The sequence below is a fragment of the Micromonospora inaquosa genome (assembly GCF_003857055.1).
Classification (GTDB): Bacteria; Actinomycetota; Actinomycetes; order Mycobacteriales; family Micromonosporaceae; genus Micromonospora; species Micromonospora inaquosa.
The window spans coordinates 1-5,263 of record NZ_QGSZ01000103.1 but is presented as its reverse complement, the minus strand read 5'-3'; the positions used below and the strand labels follow the sequence as shown (position 1 = coordinate 5,263).

Sequence of the window (5,263 nt, the reverse complement as noted above, 5' to 3'; positions counted from 1 at the left end):
GCCCAACGAGGCGGCCCACCCCGAACCCGCCCTCATCTGAGGAGTAAGACCGTGGACCTCGCCTGGTACGCAGTGCTCGGCCTCTTCTTCTCCAGCTACCTGGTGCTCGCCGGCTACGACTACGGCGTCGGGCTGCTGCTCGCCCGCGGCATCGGCCCGGCCGGGCGGCGCGAGGCGCTCACCGCCCTGGGCCCGTTCTTCCTCGGCAACGAGGTCTGGCTGGTGGCCGCCATGGGCATCCTCTTCGGCGCGTTCCCCCTCCTGGAGGGCGAATTGCTCGCCGGCTGCTATCCGGCCGTCGTCGGCGCCCTGGTCGGCGTCATCCTGGTCACCGTCGGGGTGCAGCTGCGCAGCCGGCCCAGCAACGAGCGGATCCGCGCCCGCTGGGACCGCGTCGTGATGATCGGCAGCGCCCTCGCCGCGCTGGGCTGGGGCGTACTGCTCGCCGCACTGTTGCAGGGCGTGCCCCTGCAGGCCGACGGGCACGTCGCCGGAGTGACGCACCTGGCCACCCCGTTCGCGGCCGCCGCCGGGCTGGCCATGGTCACAGTGGTCGCGGTGCACGGGGCGACCTTCCTCGCCCTGCGCCTCTCCGCCGAGGCCGCCACGGTGGTCGGCCGTACGGCCCGCCGGCTGGTGCCGGTGGCGCTCACCGCGGTCGCCGTGGCCACCGTCGTGGGCCTGCTCTCCGCCCGGGTACGCGACTCCGTGCAGCGGCCGGCGGTGGCCGTACTCCTGCCGGTGTTGCTCGTGGCGGCGCTGCTGGCGGCCCGCGCGGCGCTGGCCCGGCGGCGGCCGGGGTTGGCTCTGATCGCCACCGGCGCGGCCCTGGCGCTGCCGGTGGTGCTGGTGGGTGCGGCGCTCTGGCCCTACGTGCTGGTGTCCACGACCGACCCGGGCGCCTCGCTGGCGGTGGCCGACGCCGCCGCGAGCACACCGACGTTGCGGCTGCTGGGCTGGGTGGCGCTGCCGCTGCTGCCGGCCCTACTAGGCTTCCAGGCGATGTGCTGGTGGGTTTTCCGAGGACGGACCGACGGTAGGGCACCGGTGTACTGGTGAGCCGCCGTCCGTTCGACCCGCGTCTGCTGCGCCGGGTCCCCGCGGCCCGACGCGATCTTGCTGTGCTCGCGATCCTGGGCGTGCTGGCCGCCGGGTTGATCGTGGCGCAGGCCACCGCGCTCGCGTCGCTGCTGGCCACCGCGATCGACGGCCGACTGGATCGACCAGCGCTGGCCGGCTTCGTGGTCGCGGTCGCCGCCCGCTCGGCCCTGGTCTGGGCGCAGGGCACGGTCTCCGCGCGGGTCGCCGCGACGGTCAAGGCCACGCTGCGCGCCGACCTGCTCGGCGCGGTGGGCCGACACGGGCCCGGCTGGGTGGCCGGGCAGCGGGCCGGTGAGATCGCCACCCTGGCCGGGCGTGGGTTGGACGCCCTGGACGCGTACTTCACCGGGTACCTGCCGCAGCTGGTGCTCAGTGTGACGGTGCCGCTGGCGGTGCTGGCCCGGGTCGTCTTCGCCGACTGGAGCTCGGCGGTGATCATCGCGTTGACCCTGCCACTGATCCCGATCTTCGGGGCGCTGCTCGGCTGGCAGGCGCAGGCCGCCACCGAACGGCAGTGGCGGCGACTCGCGCTGCTCGGCGGGCACTTCCTGGACATGGTGGCCGGGCTGCCCACCCTGCGCGCGTTCGGACGGGCCAGGGCACAGACCGACGTGGTGCGTCGGATGGCCGATGGTCACCGCGTCGCCACCATGAAGACGCTGCGGATCGCGTTCCTCTCCGCGCTGGTGCTGGAGCTGGTCGCGACCCTCTCGGTGGCGCTGGTCGCGGTGCCGGTCGGCATCCGGTTGCTCGGCGGCGGGCTGGCCCTGCAGACCGCGCTGCTGGTGCTGCTGCTGACCCCGGAGGCGTACCTGCCGCTGCGGGCCGCCGGTAGCCGCTTCCACGCCAGCATGGAAGGGCTGGCCGCGCTGGACGAGGCGTTGACCGTCTCCGCCGCACCCGCCGCGCCCCGGGCCGCCGAGGGCGCTTCCACCCCGGACGCGCGGGCCGAGATCCGGTTCGAGGGGGTGACAGTGGCGTACGAGCGGACCACCGCGCTGCGCGACGTGACCCTCACCATCCGGCCCGGCGAGCGGATCGCCATCATCGGGCCCAGCGGGGCCGGCAAGAGCACCCTGCTCGGCCTGCTGCTCGGCTTCGTGACGCCGACCAGCGGTCGGATCACCGTGGACGGGGTCGACCTCGCCACCGCCGACCCGGACGCCTGGCGTCGGCAACTCGCCTGGGTGCCGCAGCGTGCGCACCTCTTCGCCGCCTCGCTGGCCGACAACATCCGCCTCGGTGCGCCGGACACCCCGGCCGACGCACTCGCCGCCGCAGTGCACGACGCCGCCCTGGACGACGTGGTTGACGGCCTGCCCGACGGCCTGGACACGCTGCTCGGCGAGCGCGGCCACGGGCTGTCCAGCGGGCAGCGGCAGCGGGTGGCGCTGGCCCGGGCGTTCCTCCGTGCCGCCCCGGTGGTGCTGCTCGACGAACCCACCGCAAGGCTCGACACGGCGGCCGAGGCGGTGGTGCTCGACGCCACTCGTCGCCTGGTCGCCGGACGGACCGCGCTGCTGGTCGCGCACCGGCCGGCGTTGCTGGCCGACGCCGATCGGATCCTGCGCATCGAGGACGGCCGGGTCACCGAGTTGACGCCCGAGCCGACCGGGGAGGCCACCCGATGAGCGGGGAACGCGAGCCGGAGGCGACGACCGGCCGGGCACCGACCGGGCGGACCGCCGCCGAGCGGGCCGTGCTGCGACTGGCCCGGCCGTACCTCGGCCGCCTCGTCGGAGCCGGGCTCCTGGCGGCCGCCACCGAGTTCGCCGGGCTCGCCCTGATGGCCACCGCCACCTGGCTGCTGATGAGCGCCGCCGGTCAGCCTCCGCTGGACCGCCTCACCGTGGCGATCGTCGCGGTCCGCGCGCTGGCCATCAGCCGGGGCGTGTTCCGCTACACCGAACGGCTCGCCGGGCACGACGCGGTACTCCGCATGATCACCGATGTCCGGGCCCGGGTCTTCGCCACCCTGGCGGCCCGCCGTGGCACAGCGCACCGCTCGGGGGACGTGCTGAGCCGCCTGGTCTCCGACGTGGAAGCCGTCCAGGACCTGTTGCTGCGGGTACTGGTCCCCGGTTCGGCGGCGGCCCTGGTCGGTGTGCTGGCGATCGCCGTGGCGGCGCTGATCTCACCACCGGCCGCCGGCGTGCTCGCCGTCGGGCTGCTGGTTGCCGGGGTGGCGCTGCCCGCGCTGGCCACCGCGCTCACCCGCCGCAGCGCGGCGGAGGTGGCCCCGCTGCGGGGCGCGCTGGCCACCGACGCGATCGACCTCACCCACGGCGCCGCCGACCTGGCCGCGTTCGGGGCGACCGAGGTCACGCTGCGCGCCGCCGAACAACGCGCCCACCGGCTGGCCCGGCTGGAACGTCGGCTGGCCGCTACCGGGTTCGCGGTGGACGCGGCCGGCGTGCTGACCGCCGGCGCCACCGCCGCGGCGGTGGTGCTGGTCGCACTCGCCGCCGACGTGTCGGGGGTGCTGGTGGGTGTCCTGGCCGTCGGCGCGCTGGCCGCCGTCGAGGTGACGTTGGCGCTGGTCGCGGCGGCCCGACAGTGGACGCAGCTGCGGCCCGGCCTGACCCGGGTGGCCGACCTGCTCGACACGGACCTGCCGACCCCGCCGCCCGCGACCGGTGCGACGGAGCCGACCGGCCCGCACGAACTGCGCTTCGTCGACGTGACAGTGCGGTACCGGGCCGGCGCGGCGCCCGCCCTGGACGGGGTCAGCCTGGACCTGCCGGCGGGACGCCGGATCGCTGTCGTCGGCCCGAGTGGCGCCGGCAAGAGCACACTGGCCGCCGTGCTGACCGGCACCGTCGCGCCCGCGTCCGGCCGGGTCACCCTGGACGGTCACGACCTCTCGGCCTACGCCGAGGAGGCACTGCCCCGCGCGGTCGGCGGGCTGCTGGCCGAGGCGTACGTCTTCCATGCCACGGTACGAGAGAACCTGCTGCTCGGGCGCGCCGGAGCGGACGAGGAGGAGCTGACCCGGGCCACCGCCGCCGCCGGCCTGCTGGACTGGGTACGCACCCAGCCGGCGGGCTGGGACACGCTGGTCGGCGAGGAGGGCGGGCAGCTCTCCGGCGGGCAGCGGCAGCGGCTGGCGCTCGCCCGGGCCCTGCTCGCCGCGCCGCCGGTGCTGGTGCTCGACGAGCCCACCGAAGGTCTGGACCCGACCGCCGCGGACGCGGTGCTCGCGTCCGCCCTCGCCGCCACCCCCGCCGGGCACTCGGTGCTGCTGATCACCCACCGGCTCAGTGGGCTGGACGAGCTGGACGAGATCGTGGTCCTGGACGGCGGCCGGGTGATCCAGCGCGGTCGGCACGCCGAGTTGGTCGCGGCCTCGGGCTGGTACCGGGACCAGTGGCTGCTCCAGGCCGCGGCCGAACGCGGTTACCTGGCGCTCGCCCCCTGACCCGACTCGGGGGCGGACCAGGGTTCTCCCGGACGTCGACCCGCCGGAGTCCATGGCAGGGTGGTGCCATGGCGCGCGGTGAGGACGTGATGGTCGACGAGCACCTGCGGGAGCTGGCCGCTCGGTTGCAGGGGCCGGCGCGACTCAAGTCCGACCTGTTGACCGAGGCCCGGCACGGGCTGCTGGACGCCGTCGAGGCGTACCTCGAGAGCGGGGTGCCACCCACCGAGGCGCAGCGCCGGGCGGTGGCCGAGTTCGGCTCACCGGCGCAGCTGCTCCCCTCCTGGCAGGCCGAGCTGGCGGTGGGTGCCCTGCGCGGGCTCTCTCTGCGGATGCTGGCGATCGCCGGGGTGGGGGTGGTCGCCGGCGACCTGACCTGGCAGGGGTCGAGCTGGAGTGGCGGCCCACGACCCCCGGCCGGTTACCTGCTGCTCGCCAGCTCGGTCGACTGGATCTGGCTGGGCGCGCTGCTGCTCTCGGTGGCCGGTCTGCTGGTGGTCTGGGCGAGCGCGCGGGCGTCCCGGCCGGGCCTGGCCCTGGCGCAGCGTGCGGTGGGCACCGGTCTGACCGGCGTCCTGATCCTCGGCATAGTGGCCGGCGCTGCCCTCTTCGCCTGGTCGCTCAACCTCTGGGACGCGGCGTTGCACTGGCCCCCGATGATCATCGGAGCGGTTTTGGTGGGCGGCGGATACTTCTCGCTGACCCGCGCGGCGCGCGGGTGGCTGCTGGCCACCACCCGCTGAT

The 5,263-nt window shown here is 75.6% G+C and carries 4 protein-coding genes; all 4 read left to right on the top strand.

From position 1 onward, the window contains the following. Positions 1-51 precede the first annotated feature (51 nt). The 4 genes from DLJ59_RS02190 to DLJ59_RS02175 all read left to right on the top strand — a co-directional run bounded on the left by DLJ59_RS02190 (position 52) and on the right by DLJ59_RS02175 (position 5,262). Complete coding sequence (locus DLJ59_RS02190) at positions 52-1,059, top strand: cytochrome d ubiquinol oxidase subunit II (protein ID WP_124770846.1); 1,008 nt, start codon at positions 52-54, stop codon at positions 1,057-1,059. After that, positions 1,056-2,732: a thiol reductant ABC exporter subunit CydD gene (gene cydD, locus DLJ59_RS02185; protein WP_124770845.1), complete on the top strand. Its 1,677-nt coding sequence runs from the start codon at positions 1,056-1,058 to the stop codon at positions 2,730-2,732. The genes DLJ59_RS02190 and cydD overlap by 4 nt, the downstream gene beginning before the upstream one ends. Continuing rightward, on the top strand, positions 2,729-4,519 hold the full coding sequence (gene cydC / locus DLJ59_RS02180) for a thiol reductant ABC exporter subunit CydC (RefSeq protein ID WP_124770844.1): 1,791 nt from the start codon (positions 2,729-2,731) through the stop codon (positions 4,517-4,519). The genes cydD and cydC overlap by 4 nt, the downstream gene beginning before the upstream one ends. A 68-nt stretch (positions 4,520-4,587) precedes the next feature. After that, on the top strand, positions 4,588-5,262 hold the full coding sequence (locus DLJ59_RS02175) for a permease prefix domain 1-containing protein (protein WP_124770843.1): 675 nt from the start codon (positions 4,588-4,590) through the stop codon (positions 5,260-5,262). Position 5,263: the final 1 nt, after the last annotated feature.